The following is an 18,314-nucleotide window of genomic DNA, read 5'->3' as shown; positions in this document are numbered from 1 at the left end:
TATAAATGGTAAAAGTTTTAAATCACCCCCTAATTACTACAAAATTAACAATAATGAGAGACGAAAACACAACACACCATTTATTTAGGGAATTACTAAAAGAAATTTCAACATTAATGGTGTATGAAATTTTAAGAGATTATAAAACTGTCGATTGTAAAGTTAAAACAGCAGTGGGAGTGGAAACCATTGGACAAAAAATGGAACAAGAAATTGTCATAGTACCAATTTTAAGAGCTGGTCTTGGGATGGTAGAAGGAATTTTATCACTTGTTCCAACATCAAGAGTTGGACATATTGGAGTTTATAGAGATGAAAAAACTTTTGAAGTTCATGAATACTTTTATAAAATACCTAATGTTTCTAAAGATTCTTTAATTTTAGTGGTAGATCCAATGCTTGCCACTGGAACATCAGCAGTAGATTCTATTAGTAGATTAAAAGCTGATGGATTTAAAAATATAAATTTAGTTTGTCTTGTTGGTGTGCAAGAAGGAATTAATCATGTTTCTTCTAAACATCCAGATGTTAAAATCTTTTTAGCAGCAAAAGACGAAAAATTAAATGATAAAAAATATATATTACCTGGTCTTGGAGATGCAGGAGATAGGATTTTCGGTACAAAATAATGAATAAATTTGCAACAGTTGATATTGGCGGAACTAATGTTCGTTTCGCTTTAATAAAAGAACACAAAATTACAAAAAAAATTAAATTTCAAACAAACACAACTAACTGACAAGAAACACTTGATAAAATAGTTAAACTTATCAATACATATGAAATTAATAAATTAGCAGTTTGCATTCCAGGGCCTGCTAACTACAAAGATGGTATCATCTTTAACACTCCTAATTTAAAAGGTTGAAAAAATTTAAATGTTAAAGAATACCTTTTAAATAACACTAAATTAGAAAAAATTGTTTTTGAAAATGACGCTAATGCTATGGCTTTAGCTAACCATCATTTTTATAATCAAAATAAAGAAGATATAACTCAATTTTTTACCATTTCTACAGGATTTGGTGCAGGATTAGTTATTAACAACCAAATTTACACTGGAGTAAATCATTTAGGACAAGAAATTGCTAGAATTCCTCTTGGAGAACCACTTTTTAGCACATTTCATTTATCTAAATATGCTGCAGAACTATTTGTTTCTGGAACAGGTTTTGCACTAAGAGCTAGTCAATTAAAAGATAAAAAAGTAGATGCAAAAGAAGTTTTAGAAAATTACAACAAAGATGAAACTTTTGAAAGAGTTTATAATGAATCTGTTATAACTTTAGCTAAAACTATTGCTACATTTATAGGGATTTTAGCTCCGAATTTAATTGTTTTTGGAGGTTCAGTAACTCACAAAAACAGTTTCTTTGTAAAAGAAGCTATTAAAATGGCAAAAACACTTTGTGATAAACAACAATTTAAACAAGTTAAGTTTAAATTTGATAAATTAAAGGACAATTCAGCACTTATTGGATTAAGTTATTTATTAAATGCATAAAAACTTTTCTTACTCCAAAGAAAGAGTTGTGTTTTCAATTGTATTTACAGCTATTTTTCTTTGTTTATCTTTAATAGCTCTTTTTCTAAGTAAATATATAGCGTGACCACTTGGGGATTTTGGTTTAAAAATTGACCTATCAATTATCTTTATATTTCCAATCGCGTTCTTTTTGCGTTATAGATATACTTTAATTGCTTTATTAATAAGATTTCTTTTAGGACCAGTAATTCAATTAAATATAGATGCAACGGGTTATTTGGGACATTTTATTTTATTAGTAGCAAACTTGATCTTTATATTTAGTTTTTTCTTGTTTAAAAAACTTTTTGAAAAAATAATTAAAAATAAAAACTGGTTTATTGTTTTATCTTTAGTTTTATCTATTATAGTTACAACTATTGTAATTACCACATTAAATATTTTTGTTTTTAATTGACCATATTTTTATTTATATGGTTTAAAAATGAGTTATAAAGAATATTTAACTGAATATTTTACAGTTTCTTTAATTACTTTTATTCCATTTAATTTAGCTAATTACCTTCTTTCTTCAATATTAACCTTTGGAATTATTGTATTTTTAGAAACTTATTATAAAAATCACAGAAAACAAAAACATCATATTTAAAAAACAAAATATGATGTTTTTTTATTGAAACGGACTCAAAATTTAATTAACTAAAAGGGCATAAAATGAATTTTTCCATAAAAATTCATAAAAAATGCAACTTTTTGATTTTATTTTATAAAAATTATTCATATTTTTCTATAATTTTATATGTAATCAAAAATTAATATTTTTAAGGAGAAAAATGAAATTAAAGAATATTTTAATTAAATCAAGTCTAGTGTTAACACCAGCAATCGCTTTTGCAACTGTTGTTTCTTGTGGTGAAAAAACAACAAATCAAACTTCAACTAACCAAAATTCAGAAGATAAAAACATTTTAGATAATCAAAGATGATTAGCTAATGTTTGAAATTCAGTTTCAGCAGAAAAAGATGCTATGGCATACACTTTATACCAATCAGCAATGAAACAATTTGATACTTTAGTAGAAGGACAAACAAGTGTTTTTGAACTTGATAAAGTAAAAACAAATGGAGAACATGTAACTGTTACAAATACAACAGAAGGAAAATCTATTCCAGTTGTATTTATGGATTTAGATGAAACAGTTTTAAATAACTATGCTTACCAAAATTACTTAGTGTTACATAAACAAACATTTAATGCAGATTCATGAAATCAATTTGTTCAAGATAAAAAAGCTAAAAAAATAGCAGGAGCTATTGAATTTATTAAACACGTATGATCAAAAGGTGGAGTTGTTATGTTCAACTCAAATAGAGAACAAGAAAATCAACTAGAACCTACAAAAGCAAATTTAGTAGCTGAAGGATTAGAAGCAAAATACATGCCAAAATGAATTTGATGAATGCAAGGAGTTGATTTAACCAAAGACAAACCATGAGATCACATTCAAAAAGATGCTAATGGAAAAAGGGTAAAATCTGCTAAAGAAGCAAGAATGAATTTAGTAAGTTCTGATAAAAAATTTGACTTAAGTGCTGAACAATCAGGAGCAACTGCTGTTTCCTTTAAAGTTGTTATGAGAGTTGGAGATAACTTTGATGATTTCAACGACATAGCATCAGCTAAAAAATCTAATACAGATAGAAAAACAGTATTAGAAACAACAAAAAAATTATTTGGTAACTTTGATGTTAATACAAAAGGAATTAAATACACAAAAAAAGATGGCAAAGTAACTCACGAAAATGAAACTTGAGCAGAAGGATATGTTCTAATTGGTGGTAATGCTTCATATGGTGGATTTGAAGAAGGACTTGCAGAAGGATATTACGGACTTTCTGATGATAAAAAAGTTGCAGCACTAAAAGCAGCACTTAATTCATTAAAATGAAAAGATTAAAATAGATTTTAAAAAAATTAGCACTTTTTATTGGAGAGTGCTAATTTTTATTATATAATTTTATTTATTGTATAATTGAATAATTAAATTAAGCAAAGGGGAGATATGCAAAATAAAACAAAAAACAAAATGTTATTATTAAATTTCGATGAAGTCTTTCTTTTTACTAAAAAAGTAATTAGACTAGATGAACAAGAATTTAAATTTTTATGAAAAGAAAGGGAAAAATACGGGGAAAATAACGATTTAAGTGAAGGTTTTCCTGTGGTTATTTCTCATTTTGATTTATGAATCGACTCTACAATGAATATGGAAGTAATTCCTGATGAAGAAAAAGTTGGTATAGTTTGAAGAATAATTGATATAAAAAGAGAAATGAAAACTTTTGTCGAATTAAATATGTTGCCAACAGCTCAAAAGGTTAAAATTAATTCTTTTTCTCCGGTAGATAAAAGTTTTAGTAGAATTATTGGTCAAGATGTTGATGCAGAATTTATAAAGTTTAATTCTTCTAGTCTTGGTGCTGTAAAAGCTGGTATTAGAAAAATGGAAGAAGAATTTTCAAATCATTCTTTTTTAAAACCAATTAAAGAATTTTTTGAACCACTTTTTTCATTAAAAAATTTAATGGATGAAAATGAAATCATTTTTCCGCTTTTAGCAATTGCTGAAGAAGTAGATTTACCAAAAGAATATAAAAAACGTTTAATTTTTGCAACAGATAATTTACAAAGATTAGCAGCAATGGCAGATTTTATTAATAGTTTAATTCAAGAAAGAGCAATTGTTAATGAAATAGAAAATAAAATGAAAAAAACTCTTGATAAACAACAAAAAGAATTTATTTTAAGAGAAAAAATGAGAGCAATTCGTCAAACATTAGGTGATGAAGATTCTCAAGAAGAAAAAAATGAAAAAGAATTGTTTAAAAAGGATGATGAAAATAAATTTCCTTTAGAAGTAAGAGAAATAATTAAAAATGAAACAAGAAAATTAAAAGGAATGTTGTCTAGCTCTCCTGAAGCCAATGTAACTAAAAATTATTTAGATTTAATTTATAATTTACCTTGAAGAAAAGTAAAAATTGATCATTTAGACATAGAACAAGCATCCAAGGAATTAGCAAAAAAACACTTTGGTTTAAAAGATGTTAAAGAAAGAATTTTAGAATTTCTTGCTGTTTTAACAAACATAAAAAACAAAAATGATGAGAAAAAATTAAATATTATTAAGCCATTGCCTACAGAAAATGCCGCTTTAGATTTAAGTTTATTTGATAAACATTCTAATAAATTAAATAATAATATGCCTATTTTAACTTTAGTTGGTCCTCCAGGAACAGGAAAAACTTCTATTGCTCAATCTATTTCTGACGCCATTGGAAGAAAAATGATAAAAATTTCTCTTGGTGGAGTTAGAGATGAATCAGAAATTAGAGGACATAGAAGAACTTATGTTGGAGCTATGCCAGGAAAAATAATTAATGCAATTAAAAAAGCAGGTGTTTCTAACCCAGTTATCTTATTAGATGAAATTGATAAAATGTCTTCAGATTTTAGAGGAGATCCTGCATCAGCAATGCTAGAGGTTTTAGATCCAGAGCAAAACAAATTTTTCCAAGATCATTATTTAGAAACAGAATATGATTTATCTAAAGTTATTTTTATTGCAACAGCAAATTACTTTGATGGTATTCCCGAAGCTCTTGCAGATAGAATGGAAATTATTGAATTATCTTCCTATACTTTATTAGAGAAAAAAGAAATTGCTAAAAATCATTTATTAGATAAAGTTTTAAGCGAAACTCAATTAGATAAAAAATACTTTAATATCGATTTAGAAACAATTGAATATATTATTAAATCTTATACAAGAGAAGCGGGAGTAAGGGATTTAAAAAGAAATTTAGATAAAATTGCTAGAAAAATTATCGTTAAACTCTTAAAAAATGAAATTAGCAAAGACAAAGATTTTATAGTTGATAAAAAAGTTGTAACAGATATGCTTGGAATTGAAAAATTCTCAGATGATATAAACGAAACTAAACCACAAATAGGGATAGTTAACGGACTAGCTTATACTGCTTATGGTGGTTCAACATTGTCAATTGAAGTTAATACCGTTCCTTCTACAAAAGCTGAAATCAAATTAACTGGTCAATTAAAAGATGTTATGAGAGAATCTGCAGAAATAGCTATTAGTTATGTTCGTGCAAATGCTAAAGAATTTGGTATTGATTTTGATTTTGAAAATAATCAAATTCACATCCACGTACCTGAAGGAGCTGTTCCAAAAGATGGACCTTCTGCTGGTGTAACTTTCACTACCGCAATTATTTCTGCTTTAGCTAAAAAACCTGTTTCTCCAACAATTGGAATGACAGGAGAGATAACATTAAGAGGAAAAGTATTAGCAATTGGTGGTCTAAAAGAAAAAACTCTTGCAGCATATAAATTTGGTATTAAAACTATTTTCATTCCTAAAGATAATGAAAAAAATATTGTTGATCTAGCTGAAGAAGTTAAAGAAAATATTACTTTCCACCCAGTTTCTAACTATCAAGAAATTTACAATTATATTTTTAAATCTCAAACAAAAAATAAATAATTTAAAAACAAAAATTCAACCAAAATCATAATGGTTGATTTTTTATTTAATGAATACCTTTTTTCAAAAAGTTAAAATAATATTAAAAAAACAATTTTTTATTTTGTTTTTTACCAAAAAAATATAAAATTATACATATGAAAAAGCTTGATAAAATTACACCTTGAAAAGAAAACTTTGCACAGTGATATGTGGATGTTATAAAAAACGGAGAATTAATAGAATATGGTCCTGTAAAAGGAACTATAATCTTTAAACCTAATTCTTATGCTATTTGAGAAAATATTCAAACAGAAATGAATAAATTATTTAAAGAAAAAGGAATTCAAAATGTTTATTTACCAATGCTAATTCCTGATTTCTTTATTAATACAGAAAAAGAGCATGTGGCAGGTTTTGCTCCTGAACTTGTTACTGTAACACATATTGGTGATAAAAAATTACACAATAACCTGTATATTAGACCTACTAGTGAAGTTTTATTTGCTGATTTGTTTAAAAAAAATATTGAATCTTATAAGGATATGCCTTTGATTTATAACCAATGAACTTCAGTTATGAGATGAGAAAAAACAACAAATCCTTTTTTAAGAACTAGTGAATTTTTATGACAAGAAGGACATACTGTTCACTCCGATGCAATGGAAGCTAGAAAATTCACAAGAGACATGATTAAACTTTATGAAAGATTTTTAAAAAAATATTTAGCTATTCCTACAGTTGTTGGTAAAAAAACACCAAGAGAAAAATTTGCAGGTGCTTGTTCTACTTATACAATTGAAGCTATGATGAAGGATGGAAAAGCACTTCAATCAGGAACTTCCCATTATTTAGCTCAAAATTTTTCACGTGCTTTCAAAATTATTTTTACAAATAAAGATAATAAAGATGAATTTGCTTATCAAACATCTTGAGGTTTATCCACAAGATTATTAGGTGCTTTAATTATGACTCACGGAGATGATTCTGGAATTGTAATTCCACCAAGAATAGCTCCAATTCAAGTTGATATTCTCGAACTTTTTGCAAATAAAAATCCACAAGTGTCAAAAACAGTAAATCAACTAGAAAAATGACTAGCTAAAAAACTAAAAGTTAGAGTAGATAGAAGCGATAATCAACCAGGATATAAAGCGGCTAATTCAGAAATTCAAGGAGTTCCTATTAGAGTGGAAGTAGGACCTAAAGATGTTGAAGAAGGTGTAGTTACAGTAGTTAGAAGAGATACATTACAAAAAGAAAAAGTAAAAATTTCTATTTTAAGAGATTATCTTGAAGACAAATTAATTGAAATTCAAGATAGTATGTATCAAAGAGCTAAAAAAAGACTTGAAGACAATACAGTAGTTGTAAATAACTATGAAGATTTCAAAAAAGAAATTGCTAAAAATAAATTTGTCATTACTGCATTTAATGGCGATGAAAAAGAAGAAGAAATGATTCAAAAAGAAACTGGTGCTACTTCTAGATGTATTCCATTTAAATATTTAAAGCCAGTTGATGAAGGATTATGTATGTTTTCACAAAAACCTTCAAAAAGATATGTTCTTTTTGCAAAAGCTTACTAAAAAACACAAGTTTAAATAACTTGTGTTTTTCTTTGTTTATGTTCAAATAATTATTTATCACTATTTTGGTTATTTGATTCGTTTTTGTTTTGTTTTTCTGTATTTTTGGTATTTTTATGTTTTTCTTTTTTTTCAATTTTAGTTTGCACTTTTGATAAAAATGCTCCTGCAATAACCCCGGAAGGGATTGCAAAGATAGCTATACCTATAATTGACATAATTACTACTAAACTTCTAGCAATATCTGAATGGGGAGTTATATCTCCATACCCAATAGTTGTTAAAGTAATAGTTGTAAAATAAATAGCCTTAGGAAACGTATTTACATAACTACCTAAATCTTCTTCTGGTATTTTATTGTTTTTAATATAATCTAATTCTGCATCTAAAATAATTAAAGAGAAAAGCAAAATAACAATTATTATAAAAACAAAGATATTGGTTAAAATTGTTTTTTGTGTTTTAAAAACAGAAAATAATGAAGAAAATGATGAAAATAAATTTAATAATAAAATTATTCTAATCATTCTTAAAAATTTAAAACTTTTTAATAATGTTATTCAAGAAATATTTAATTCTGTTGGTGTTAATAAATCAATAGAATATAATGAAGGCAATATTGATAATATTAAATTAAAAGATAAGACAGAAAATACAAAGAAAATTCTTGGATATTTATGTTTTTTTACATTTCTAACAGGAGCACTTCACATTCATAAAAGATAATCAAATATCATTAAAAAGAATGTGAACACTTCCATAAACCCTACTAAATGTTTAATTCCTGAAGAATCGTTATTATTTAAGTAAAGTGCTAAAATTGTGGTACTGAAAATAGAAAGAATAGAAAAGAAGAAAATCACTGAAAAATATATTATTTTAGTTATTTTAACTTTTTGTTGATGTTCGTCTTTAATACCTTTCATATTTTCTCTAGTAGCAACTATATTATCTAAAATAGTTAGAAAATAGTCACTTTTTAAAAAAAATAATTTGTTTTTCATAATTGTATTATACTAAAATGTAATAAAATTATATAAATATGAAAGATAAAATAATTTTTATAAAAAAAGAAGAAAATTTAGAAGATATAGTAAATTATATTTTCCAATTTAATTGAAAATATTTATATTTAAATGGAGATTTAGGAGCAGGAAAAACAACATTGACAAAATTAATTGCTAAAAAGTTAGGTATTAAAGAAAACGTGGTTTCTCCCACTTTTAACAAAATGAAAGTATATTCTAATTTAATACATATCGATGCTTATAATCTGTTAGGTGATTTAGAAGAATTTGAAGATTATTTTGAAGATAAAAAAGTTATAATTGAATGATCTAAAAATTTAAATTTAGATTATGAAAATTTTATTGCTATTGATATAAAATTTTCAAACAATGAAAGAATTTATGAAATTACTATAAATACGGGGGATTAAAATGAAAATTTTTATAGATACAACATTAAATGATTTAGTTGTTGCTCTTTTTAATTCTCAATACAAACTTATTGATTATGTATTAGAAACTGAATTAAAAGAAAAATCAGAAAAATTGCCATTAGTTTTTAAAAACCTTTTAAAAAGAAACTATATTAGCTTACAAAATATTAATAGTTTTTACATTAATTTAGGTCCAGGAACGTTCACAGGAAGTAGGATAGCTTTAGTTTTTTGTCGTACCATTTCACAATTAAGCAACATTAATATTTACACAACTTCTAGTTTTAATTTAGTGTCTTTACATACAAAAAATAAAGAAATTGCATATATTGATGCTCGTGGTAAATCTTCTTATAAAGCATTTGTTCAAAAAGGGAAAATCCTTTCAGATATTGAAGTGGTTGAAAGAAATCAAAACTGAGCAATTGATTATTTAGATGTAATAAATAATTTCTTTGATTATCAAAAATTATTTAAACTAGAAGAAAATTTGCTTGAAATTCAACCAATTTATGTAAAAAAACCACATATTGGTTAAATGTAAAAAAAGATAATAAAAATTTAAAATTAAGAAAAAATATGATAGAATTATTTTGTTAGACAAAAGAGGAGAAAAATGAAAAGAAATATTTTTATTAAGAATCGTAAAAATATTATTACTATTATTAGTAATAAACTTTTCGTTTTTCAAGTAAATTAATTTTTTAAAAAATAATAAAAATAATATTAATATTATTATTATCAGAATTTAAACAATTAATAAAAATTTACTTGAAAAAGTAAATTTTTTGTTTAGCAAATAAAATAAAGGAGGAAAAAAATGCAAGAATTATATAATTTTGATATGGTATCACCTATGACATTAGAAAGAGTTGCGATAGCTGATAAAGATTTTAATTATGGTGAATATATGATGGCAAAAAAACTTAAAACATTTATATGTGTAACTGTAATTTGTAGATAAATGAGACAGATAGCACAAAAAGTAAAATTTTTATCAAATAAATGGGAAAAAACTAATATTTTTCCCTTTTATTATTATATTGTAAAAAATCAAATCCTTCCAGATGAAGGATGAAAAATTCATATATCAGCTACTTTGCAAAATTATAAAGAAATTTTATATTTAGCATCAGAAATTTTAAAAAGAAATTTAGTTAGTTTTAAATTTATAAAAAGTTTAAATGTTTTTAAAGAAACATTAACTTCAAAATCTTTAAATAATTTAACAGGTAAATTTATAACAATATATCCACAAGATGAAAAAACAGCTAAAAAAATAATATTAGTTTTATATGAAAAATTTAAAAAATTTTCTGCTCCTTTAACATATACAGATAGACAATACAAAAAAAGTATAATCCATTATAGATGGGGAAGTGTTTCTAAAGAAAAAAAGGAAGATTATAATAATATAATAAAAAAATACAAACCAGATTCAATCAAGGATTTATTTAAAATCACTTCTAAAATTAAAAAAGACTTAAATGGTTATAAGTTAATAGGATTGATTACTTTTGATTCATTTTCTAATATTTGATTATCAGAAAAAGAAAATAAGTTTTTTATTATAAAAGAATCTAAAAGACATTTTTTAAATAATTTCAACATAAAAATTAGAAAAAATGAGTTTTTTATATCTAAAAAAGAAAAAAAAGAATATTTTCCTAAATCAATAGAGTATTTTTGAAACAAACAAAGCTATTTTTTTGTTTATGAATTTAAAAAAGGAGAAAATTTTTATAAATTAAAATGAAAATATAATTTACTTTTACCTGAGAACAGAAATTTTGATGAATCTAATTATATTTGTTTATTAAAAAAAATAACTGATTTTAAAAAATATTTAGAAAATTCAAAATTAATACTCAATGATGTTAAATTAGATAATTTTGTTTTAAATGAAAAAACAAAAGAAATCAGTTTTATAGATTTAGAAACTTCTTTTTATACATATTCAAAAGAAAAAATTAAAATTAAATCTATTTATGATCAAAATATCAAAAATTCGAAAGAAAAAGATTTAAATAAATTATATTTAATGTTTGCAGATTTCTTTTTTGATTACAATAAAGAAATAGATAAAAACTTATTTTTTTCTTGTTTATTAGAAAAAAATAATAATTATATTTTAAAAAAATTTATATTGGAATTTAATAAAAATTTTAATAAAAAAATTAAACTAAAAAATTTACATTATAAAACATCTATTAATAAAATAGAAAAAATTTTAGAATTTAAAAATACTTTATCTTTTAATTTTGAAAAAAATAATATTGTTTTTATTTTACAATTTATTAGCAATTTTTTAAATGATAAAAATTTTTTATTTAATGACATTTTATTAAAAATAAAAGACTCAAAAAAAATAATGGATAAAGATTCAATAGAAAAAGAAATAGATGTTTGATTAAATAGCGTTATGACAAATATTGATGATCATTTATTATATAATAATGGTCAAAATTTATCTATTTATCTAATAGATGGAACAGCAGGTATAATTTTTATTTTAATGTATTTTAAAGTGATGTTTAATATAAATAAATATGATAATTTCATAAATAAAATATGTGTAAATATCAATTATTTTTTTACAAGAAAAATTTCTATAGGTAGAGGTTTTTTAGGTATAATACTTATTTTGTTTTTATACAATAAATTATTTAATAAAAAAGAAAATTCTTTAATTGAAGAAATAAAATTTATTGAATTTGCATTAAAAAATAAAAAAATTATTGATTTTAATGGAAAAGAAGTAGATAATTCATTTTTATTTGGTTATAGCGGTATAAAGTTTTTAATTTATTTATTAAAAGAAAGAGAGGAATAATGAAAAAATATTTTAGTAATAAATGAATAATCATATTTTTTACAATTTTTTATTTATTTACTATATTAAGTTCATCTCTATTAGTTTTATATTTGGTAAACTTAATAAATTCAATAGAACAAAAAAATTGGGAAGAATATAATAAATTTATTATTGCAAATACAGTTTTATCATCTTTATTTGTAATTTCAACGTTTTGTTATTTATTTTTTAAAAATAAATTAAATATGAAAATAAATCAAACATTAACAAAAGATGCTATTACAAAAATTTCTTCCATTTCTAATTATGAAATAGAGAAAAATAAAGAAGGAAAATATTTAATTTGAATTAAAGAAAGAATTCCTGAAATTACTAGTTTAGTTTTTGAACATTCCTTAGAAGGTTTTTTAAAAACTTTAACTAATATTGTAGTTTTAATAATTATGTTTTTTATAAGTTGAAAACTTGCTTTAATAGGAATTGCAGTTTTAATTTTAGCGTTTATAATTCCTTTATTTTTAAGTATTTTAGCAGGTAAAATTAATGAAAAATATGTTGTAAATCAAGAAAATCTTATTTCTTCTTTACAGACAGTTTTCAATGGTTTTAAAATTTTATATTATTTAAATAAAGAAGAAAAAATTATTAAATTGGTTAATTCGATTTTGAATAATTGAATAAAAGAAATAAATACTAAAAAATCTAAAGTAATTTTACTTGAACTAATTAATAGTTTTTTTCAAATTATTTCATCAATATTATTGCTTTTTATAACAGGCTATTTTATTTTTTATCTAAATGAACCTGTGGGAACCATTTTTGTTATACCTTCTTTCTTTATGGGATTTGCTCATAATTTTAGAGAAATAATTATGCTGCTTCAATATTTTGGAACTTATAAAGAATATATTAAAGAATTTACAGGTGCAAAAGAAATTACTAAAGAAAATATTGTAAAACAAAATATAGATAAAATCGAAGTAGAATCTCTTGATTTTAACTATGAAGAAAAAGAAATTTTCAAAAATTTTAATTTTACTTTTGAAAAAGGTAAAAAATATGCTCTTATAGGAAAATCGGGATCAGGAAAATCTACCTTGTTAAATATTTTATTAAAACAAATTGATGATTATAAAGGAAATATCCGTATAAATGGAAAAGATTTAAGAGAAATTAATATAAATAATTTAAAAGAAAATTTAATGTTTTTATCTAATAGAGAAGAATTATTTTTTGATTCTATTTATAATAATATTTCTCTTTGAGAAGAGAATCAAGAGCAAAAAGTTCAACAAGCATTATTAAAAGTAAATTTAGAAAATTTAGATTTAAATAGAGAACTTAAAGAAGATGATGAATTATCTGTTGGAGAAAAACAAAGAATTAACATTGCAAGATATTTCTTTAAAAACCCAGATTTATTAATTTTGGATGAAGCAATGTCTAATATTGATGAGAAAAATGCAAAAATAATTTTAGAAAATATTTTTAAAAACAATCCTAATTTACTATTTATAAATTGCACACATCATCTTAAAAATCCAGACTTTTATGATCACGTTATTGAACTAAAAGGAGATCAAAATGAATAAAACATTAAAAAATATGAAATTTACTTTTTTTGTTTTTCTAATTTGTTCTATTTTAATAAGTGTTATAGAAATGGTTCTCTCAATTATTGAAGGTTATGCAATTGATAGTGTTTTAAAAACCTTGTCATTTATTAAAAATGATCCTTTTTTAACTTTTGGTACCTTAATAATAATATTAATTTTAGCAAATGTGGTTTTATTAGTAAGTAATTATTTTTACTTTACTTTTCATAATAAACTATTGCTTTATGTTGCAAAAAGTATTTCTAAAAACTTTTATAGTGATTTTTTAAATACTAATGCAAAAGGAATGAAAAAATATAGTCCAGATTTAGCTTTTAATTCAATTATAAATAATGGTAGTGCAATTACATATCAATCCATCATTCCTTTAGCACAGTTAACTGCAATATTAGTAAATTTACTATTTATTTTCTTATTTTTTGGAATAACTAATTGAGTAATTTTATTAATAGTTTTAGCAATTTTTACTTTAAGCACCATTCCAAATCTAATTTCAGTTAAAAAAGCAAAAATGTATACAGAACAAAAACAAATTTCTTTTAATCAACTATCTTCTAAACTTACTTATTGAATAGATAGATATACTGTTTTATATTATGCTAATAAAGAAAATATGCTTTATTCCTTTATAGAAAAAGAAATTTTAGATTATTATTTAAAAACTTATAAAAGAGAAAGATTTAATATTTTTAATAACAGTCTTTCACAATTTGTTGTTGAAGCAGGTGAAATAATAGGAATAATTATTTTGGTATTTATATATTTTAAAAATGATTCTTCTGTAAGTATAGGAATGATTTATATTTTTAAAAAAGTTATTGAAAATTCTAAAACTGAATTTTTAGATTTTATTTCTGAATTTAAAAAAATTGTTGCTTCAAAAGAAATTTATAAACTTTTAGAAACAAATCTTGAAAAAGAAGAAAATCAATTAAAACTCGCTTCAATAGAGCAAATAGAAATTAAAAATTTAAATTTAAGCTTTGATAATAAAGTAATTTTTAAAGATTTCAATCAAACCTTTTCTAAAGGGCAAAAATATGCATTAATTGGTGCTTCTGGTTCTGGTAAATCAACACTTCTTAGCATTTTATTAAATGATTTAGACAATTATCAAGGACAAGTTCTTATTAACAATCAAGATATAAAAAAATTCAATGACAAAAGTATAAAAAATGCTATTTCTTACTTGGATAATCAAAATTTTGTTTTTGACAAAAATGTTTCTGAAAATGTTTCCTTGCTTGAAAATGATGAGCAAAAAATAAAAGAAGCATTAGAATTTGTGGGTTTAAATAAAGAATTAGAGCCAAATGCATTTTCTAGTGATTTTGATAGTTTTACATCTTTATCTTTAGGACAAAAACAAAGACTTGCACTTTCTAGATTAATTTACTTTAATAAAGATTTTATTATTTTAGATGAATCATTATCTAATTTAAATAAAGAATTAGCACAGCAAATTTTAAATAAATTTTTAGATAGCAATAAAACTTTAATTTATGTATCACATCATTTAGATTTAAAACAATTAAATAAATTTAATAAAATAATAAATTTAAATGAAATATAATAAAATCAAGAACACTAAATAAGTGTTCTTTTCTTATTATTTTTTTAATAAATATACCTCTAAAAATAAATTTAAAAAAAATTATTAAAAAATATTTTGATTTTTTTATTTTATGTTATAATTTTCAACGGAGAAGTAGCTCAGCTTGGCAGAGCGCTACGTTTGGGTCGTAGTGGTCGCAGGTTCAAATCCTGTCTTCTTCACCATGGGGGGGTAGCTCACTTGGCTAGAGCGCCTGCCTTGCACGCAGGAGGTAGAGGGTTCGACTCCCTTCCTCTCCACCATGGCTCTGTAGCTCAGTTGGTTAGAGCGTTCGGTTCATACCCGAAAGGTCAAGAGTTCGACTCTCTTCGGAGCCACCATATGGAAATCCAGCGGGTTTATTTTGGACCTATAGCTCAGTTGGTTAGAGCAACCGGCTCATAACCGGTCGGTCACTGGTTCGAGTCCAGTTGGGTCCACCATGGGCAATTACCCAAGAGGCTGAAGGGACTAGTCTTGAAAACTAGCAGGGGCTTCACCGCCCGCGGGGGTTCAAATCCCTCATTGCCCGCCATTTATTATTAAATAAGGTAATAACTTAAAAATAATTCCAATGTTGTCAATTTACAACATTTATATAGCGGAGTGGAGCAGTTGGTAGCTCGTCGGGCTCATAACCCGAAGGCCATAGGTTCGAGTCCTATCTCCGCAACCAACGGTTCAGTGGTAAAGTGGTTTAATACGTCTCCCTGTCACGGAGAAGATCGCGGGTTCGATCCCCGTCTGGACCGCCATGGCTCTGTAGCTCAGTAGGTAGAGCAACGGATTGAAGCTCCGTGTGTCACTGGTTCGATTCCTGTCGGAGCCACCATTTCAAAAAATGACCTCACCTTTTGAAGGTGATTTTTTTTATTCTTTTTTAAAAAGAATCATTAAATAAAAATGTAATTAAATCAGATAAATAAAAACCGTTTTACCCCATAAAACAGGCATAAACGGTTTTTTAATTATCTAAACTGAGAAACTAATAAAAATAAAAATCAATCTTAATAGATTGAAATATTTCTTATTTTAAAAGTAACTTAATGAATGAATGATTTTCTACCACTTCTTCTACATGTGTTGCTTCGTGAGAGTGGAAAGAAAGCATCATTAAAGTTCCTATAATTCCAATAGCAAAGAATATTAATGATCAATATCATTCTTTTTTTGAACCATTTCTCAAGTGAATGAATTCCGGAACAAGTTCTATTACAACAACAAAAGTTAGAATAGAACCACCAGAAGCATTTATTATTGGTAATAATCATCAAATTGTTTGTAAATGTCTATTTATAAATGCTCCTATAGTCATAATAGGAATTAATAAAAGAGTAGTTAATAAATTATAAATAACTGCTTTTTTAATTGTTTGACCATATTGTACTTGTCTATAATAAACAATTAAAATTTCAATTACAATGTGAATGTTAAATGTAACAATTAAACCTGCATTAATATCTTCACCTACACTTATTCTTGAGACAGTAGCTCCTAAAATAAATCCATCAATTGTTCTATGTGATAAAAGCAATAATATAGCTAATCAAGCAGATTTAGGATTATCGATATCACTAAAGTTTATAATGTGGTCGCTATGACCATGTTCATTATGGTCTTTGTGAACATCAGAAACACCAAAAAAACGCACAAAAATATATCTAACAATAAAAATAGTACCAATTCCAATAATTGCTCCTGAACCAATTATTGCTAAAGTCAATAATTGTTCATTATAAACACTTTTACTTAGAAAATCTTTCAATTCATCTTGATGATGAATTTTGTGTTCGATGGTATCAAAACCTTCTCTTAAAAATCCTACTGTTCCTATAATAATTAGCATTCCTGCACTTAGGGCATATAAGTAAATATTTGAACTTCTTTTAATAGTTGGTTTTAATTTAGCAATTAGTAAAACCATTGTAATTGGTACTATTAATAATATTGATATATATATTAATAGATTAACAAAAATTGCTAAATCAATATTTCCATTAAAAGACTCAGCTTTATATGGGAACATATTTTCCTTTCTACATTAAAATTAATTATAAATTTTAGCATATTTTTTAATTAAACAAGTATAATTAACCTATGAAATTTCCAAAATTATTATTTTTAGATTTAGATGGAACACTTTTAGATAAAGGTATAGGTGTTTGAGCTAAAATGAGTGAAAAAAATAAAGATGCTGTTTTAGAATATTCAAAACAATATCCTGTTGTTATTTCAACAGGTAGAACCTTTAATCATGAAGTAGAAAAAATAGCTAAATCAGTTAATGCTAAATTTATAGTATGTCAAAACGGTTCCATTATACTTGACAAAAATTTTAAGGAAATTCAAAACTATAAAATTTCTCAAGAAGTAATTAAACAAATTTTGGATGAAGTAATTAATCAAAAACTTACTTTTGTTGCAAATCCTGGATCAATAGTTTATGGACGTGGTTTTTGAAATAAAATATATTCTTTATTTTCTCACTTTAGTCATAAAGACTATGAAGAGTTTGAAATCAAAGAATTAAATAAAATTCTTGTAATAGGACATTCAAAAAAGAAAATTAAAAATTTATTTAATGATTTAACAACTAAATTTCATAACCAAATAGACGCAAGAATTGTGGGTAAAAATTACGCAATTGAAATTACAAGACATGATTGTTCAAAAGGAGAAGCAGCAAAAACCATAGCAGAATTTTTAAATATTGATTTAAAAGAATCAATGCACATTGGCGATTCTATGAACGATTCTACAACAAAAAATATTGTAGGTACTTTAGTAGCAATGAAAAGTGGTTCTAAAAGGTTGCAAGAAATTGCGGATGTCGTAGGACCGAGAAAACAGAACGGCGGAGTATCAAAAATACTAAAATCATTTAAATAAAAAAATAAATATTAGTCAAAACATAATAAAAAAATACGGAATCCTAAAAAAAGAATATTCCGTATTTTTCTTAAATCAAAATCTAATTTATTAAAAAATTGAAAAATTTTGATTATTTTTTTGAATAATTATGAATTTTTTTAAATAAAATGATATAATTTAAATATATGAGTAAAGTGGTTATCAAAAATTTGATTAAAATTTACAATAAAAATAAAATGTTAAATAATATTCTATTTAAAATGAAATTTAAAAGTTTTTATTTAGTATCAAAAATAGCAGTTTTATCAGAAATACTATTTTAAAAGAAGACAAAATAATGGTAATTATGATAGTGAAA

The 18,314-nt window shown here is 24.2% G+C and carries 15 protein-coding genes and 8 tRNA genes; 21 read left to right on the top strand and 2 right to left on the bottom strand.

Translation table 4 applies throughout. The features are described from left to right. Nucleotides 1-5: 5 nt before the first annotated feature. From upp to proS, 6 genes are all read left to right on the top strand, one after another. Entirely contained in the window at nt 6-629 is a 624-nt protein-coding gene (gene upp / locus ACXX85_RS00220; protein WP_436358499.1) for a uracil phosphoribosyltransferase, read from the top strand. Next, complete coding sequence (locus ACXX85_RS00215; protein WP_436358498.1) at nt 629-1,504, top strand: ROK family protein; 876 nt, start codon at nt 629-631, stop codon at nt 1,502-1,504. Before upp ends, ACXX85_RS00215 begins: the two co-directional genes overlap by 1 nt. After that, nucleotides 1,497-2,135, top strand: coding sequence for an MPN527 family putative ECF transporter permease subunit (locus tag ACXX85_RS00210; RefSeq protein WP_436358497.1), 639 nt, complete (start codon nt 1,497-1,499; stop codon nt 2,133-2,135). Before ACXX85_RS00215 ends, ACXX85_RS00210 begins: the two co-directional genes overlap by 8 nt. A gap of 184 nt (nt 2,136-2,319) precedes the next feature. Further along, complete coding sequence (locus ACXX85_RS00205; RefSeq protein ID WP_458560329.1) at nt 2,320-3,444, top strand: HAD family acid phosphatase; 1,125 nt, start codon at nt 2,320-2,322, stop codon at nt 3,442-3,444. Between the two features lie 105 nt (nt 3,445-3,549). Next, the gene (gene lon, locus ACXX85_RS00200) at nt 3,550-6,051 is read left to right on the top strand and encodes an endopeptidase La (protein WP_436358495.1); all 2,502 of its coding nucleotides are present in this window, start codon (nt 3,550-3,552) and stop codon (nt 6,049-6,051) included. 137 nt (nt 6,052-6,188) lie between these two features. Continuing rightward, the gene (gene proS / locus ACXX85_RS00195) at nt 6,189-7,619 is read left to right on the top strand and encodes a proline--tRNA ligase (protein WP_436358494.1); all 1,431 of its coding nucleotides are present in this window, start codon (nt 6,189-6,191) and stop codon (nt 7,617-7,619) included. A gap of 50 nt (nt 7,620-7,669) precedes the next feature. On the opposite strand, the gene ACXX85_RS00190 is transcribed toward proS, so the two are convergent. Then, nucleotides 7,670-8,623 (bottom strand): potassium channel family protein, encoded by a 954-nt coding sequence (locus tag ACXX85_RS00190; protein WP_436358493.1) that lies wholly within the window; start codon nt 8,621-8,623, stop codon nt 7,670-7,672. Between the two features lie 38 nt (nt 8,624-8,661). Here ACXX85_RS00190 and tsaE point away from each other — a divergent pair, with 38 nt between their 5' ends. The 14 genes from tsaE (at nt 8,662) to ACXX85_RS00120 (ending at nt 15,917) form a co-directional block, all read left to right on the top strand. Beyond that, the gene (gene tsaE, locus ACXX85_RS00185) at nt 8,662-9,057 is read left to right on the top strand and encodes a tRNA (adenosine(37)-N6)-threonylcarbamoyltransferase complex ATPase subunit type 1 TsaE (RefSeq protein ID WP_458557220.1); all 396 of its coding nucleotides are present in this window, start codon (nt 8,662-8,664) and stop codon (nt 9,055-9,057) included. Nucleotide 9,058: 1 nt separating this feature from the next. Continuing rightward, complete coding sequence (gene tsaB / locus ACXX85_RS00180) at nt 9,059-9,598, top strand: tRNA (adenosine(37)-N6)-threonylcarbamoyltransferase complex dimerization subunit type 1 TsaB (RefSeq protein ID WP_458560328.1); 540 nt, start codon at nt 9,059-9,061, stop codon at nt 9,596-9,598. 282 nt (nt 9,599-9,880) lie between these two features. Beyond that, nucleotides 9,881-10,024 carry a hypothetical protein gene (locus tag ACXX85_RS00175; RefSeq protein WP_458560327.1) on the top strand — a complete coding sequence of 48 codons (144 nt, stop codon included), beginning with the start codon at nt 9,881-9,883 and terminating at the stop codon, nt 10,022-10,024. Next, the gene (locus ACXX85_RS00170) at nt 10,025-11,893 is read left to right on the top strand and encodes a class III lanthionine synthetase LanKC N-terminal domain-containing protein (RefSeq protein WP_458560326.1); all 1,869 of its coding nucleotides are present in this window, start codon (nt 10,025-10,027) and stop codon (nt 11,891-11,893) included. Nucleotides 11,894-12,120: 227 nt separating this feature from the next. Continuing rightward, on the top strand, nt 12,121-13,467 hold the full coding sequence (locus ACXX85_RS00165) for an ATP-binding cassette domain-containing protein (RefSeq protein ID WP_458560325.1): 1,347 nt from the start codon (nt 12,121-12,123) through the stop codon (nt 13,465-13,467). Further along, on the top strand, nt 13,460-15,064 hold the full coding sequence (locus tag ACXX85_RS00160; protein ID WP_458560324.1) for an ATP-binding cassette domain-containing protein: 1,605 nt from the start codon (nt 13,460-13,462) through the stop codon (nt 15,062-15,064). Before ACXX85_RS00165 ends, ACXX85_RS00160 begins: the two co-directional genes overlap by 8 nt. 129 nt (nt 15,065-15,193) lie before the next feature. After that, nucleotides 15,194-15,270 (top strand) — tRNA-Pro (locus ACXX85_RS00155). Nucleotide 15,271: 1 nt separating this feature from the next. Next, nucleotides 15,272-15,348 (top strand) — tRNA-Ala (locus ACXX85_RS00150). A gap of 1 nt (nt 15,349) precedes the next feature. Then, nucleotides 15,350-15,426 (top strand) — tRNA-Met (locus ACXX85_RS00145). 25 nt (nt 15,427-15,451) lie between these two features. Then, nucleotides 15,452-15,528, top strand: a tRNA-Ile gene (locus ACXX85_RS00140). A gap of 1 nt (nt 15,529) precedes the next feature. Then, nucleotides 15,530-15,620 (top strand) — tRNA-Ser (locus ACXX85_RS00135). 65 nt (nt 15,621-15,685) lie between these two features. Beyond that, nucleotides 15,686-15,761: transfer RNA gene (locus ACXX85_RS00130), tRNA-Met, on the top strand. Between the two features lie 2 nt (nt 15,762-15,763). Next, nucleotides 15,764-15,840 (top strand) — tRNA-Asp (locus ACXX85_RS00125). Nucleotide 15,841: 1 nt separating this feature from the next. Then, nucleotides 15,842-15,917, top strand: a tRNA-Phe gene (locus tag ACXX85_RS00120). 195 nt (nt 15,918-16,112) lie between these two features. Here the strand turns inward: ACXX85_RS00120 and ACXX85_RS00115 are convergent. Next, a complete protein-coding gene (locus ACXX85_RS00115; RefSeq protein ID WP_458560323.1) occupies nt 16,113-17,111 on the bottom strand; it encodes a hypothetical protein in 999 nt (332 codons plus the stop codon). 71 nt (nt 17,112-17,182) lie between these two features. Here ACXX85_RS00115 and ACXX85_RS00110 point away from each other — a divergent pair, with 71 nt between their 5' ends. Then, nucleotides 17,183-17,974, top strand: coding sequence for an HAD-IIB family hydrolase (locus ACXX85_RS00110; protein ID WP_436358487.1), 792 nt, complete (start codon nt 17,183-17,185; stop codon nt 17,972-17,974). The last annotated feature ends 340 nt before the right edge of the window (nt 17,975-18,314 follow it).

The sequence above is a fragment of the Mycoplasma sp. Z386 genome, assembly GCF_054343375.1.
Note: the sequence above shows the minus strand (reverse complement) of the source record. Positions and strands in the feature narration are given on the sequence as shown.